Here is a 1,385-nt window from a genome sequence, read left to right as displayed (position 1 = left end):
GGGTCTATCTCGCTAACGGTGTTTGCGGCGATCTCCATCAGTAGGTTTGGGCGTTGGGCCAGCGGTCGGCGAAGGTGATCGCGAAGGCGTTGACCGCGGGTTTCCAGCGCATGGTCCATCGTGCCCGACCGGCGCCGGTCGGGTCGAGGGATCGGGTGACCAGATACAGGCACTTCAGGGCGGCTTGCTCGGTCGGGAAATGGCCTCGTGCCTTGATCGCGCGGCGGTAGCGGGCATTGAGCGATTCGATGGCGTTCGTGCTGCAGATGACACGTCGGATCTCGATGTCGTAGTCCAGGAACGGAATGAACTCCTCCCACGAGTTCTCCCAAAGACGCACGATCGCACCATATTTCTTGCCCCACCGCTCGGTGAGCTCATCCAGCGCCGCGCGGGCCGCGGCGGCGTTGACGGCGGTATAGATCGGTTTCACATCGCGGCGCAGCGCCTCCCAGTGCTGACGCCCGGCAAGCCGGAAAGTGTTGCGGATCAGGTGGATGATGCAGGTCTGGACCGTGGCCAGCGGCCACACATTCCCCACCACCTCCGGTAACCCCTTCAACCCGTCGCAGACCAGGAAGAACACGTCCTTGACCCCGCGGTTGCGGATGTCGGTGAGCACGCTCATCCAGAACTTCGCGCCTTCACCACCGGTGCCGGCCCACAACCCCAGGATGTCCTTCTCACCGGTGACGGTGACTCCGATCGCGGCGTAGATCGGCCGGTTGGCGACCTGCCCGTCGCGCACCTTCACCACGATCGCATCGATGAAAACGGCCACATAAATCTCATCCAGCGGCCGGCTGGCCCATTCCTGCATCTCGGCGACCACCTTGTCGGTAATACGAGAGACGGTCTCCTTCGACACCGACGCACCATAGATCTCGGCGAAATGCGTCGAGATCTCCCCGGTGGTCAACCCTTTGGCATACAGCGACAGCACGATCTCATCCACCCCGCTCAACCGGCGCTGGCGCTTGCGCACGATCTGAGGTTCGAAGCTGCCATCGCGGTCGCGAGGCACCTCGATCGGCACCGGCCCCGTCACCTCGGTCAGCACCGTCTTCGGCCTGGTCCCGTTACGCACGTTCGCCGAGTCCCGCTCGGCGGGCGCCTGGTTCGGTTCGAACCCTAGGTGTTCGGTCATCTCCTCGTTCAACGCCGTCTCGAGGACAGTCTTGGTGAACTGTTTGAGCAGCCCGTTCGGCCCGGTCAGGGACAACCCCTGCTCCTTGGCCATACGCACCAGCTCCGCCGCCGCCAGCTCCTCAGCCGAAGCCTGGGCCTTCTTCCTCGCCACAGCATCAAGTGTCGTCATCACGGCACCTTCCCGCTGAACATCGTTCAGCGCGTCAGGCCGCAAACACCGTTAGATCCACAGTCCC

General features: G+C 63.5%; 1 protein-coding gene. It reads right to left on the bottom strand.

What is annotated here, in order from left to right; genetic code table 11:
• Nucleotides 1–37 precede the first annotated feature (37 nt).
• Entirely contained in the window at nt 38–1,321 is a 1,284-nt protein-coding gene (locus IU450_RS39235; RefSeq protein WP_195154775.1) for an IS256 family transposase, read from the bottom strand.
• Nucleotides 1,322–1,385 lie beyond the last annotated feature (64 nt).

The organism is Nocardia abscessus, from assembly GCF_015477775.1.
In the GTDB taxonomy this organism is placed as follows: domain Bacteria; phylum Actinomycetota; class Actinomycetes; order Mycobacteriales; family Mycobacteriaceae; genus Nocardia; species Nocardia abscessus_A.
The sequence above is the reverse complement of the archived record's forward strand: the minus strand, read 5'-3'. Positions and strand labels throughout refer to the sequence as shown.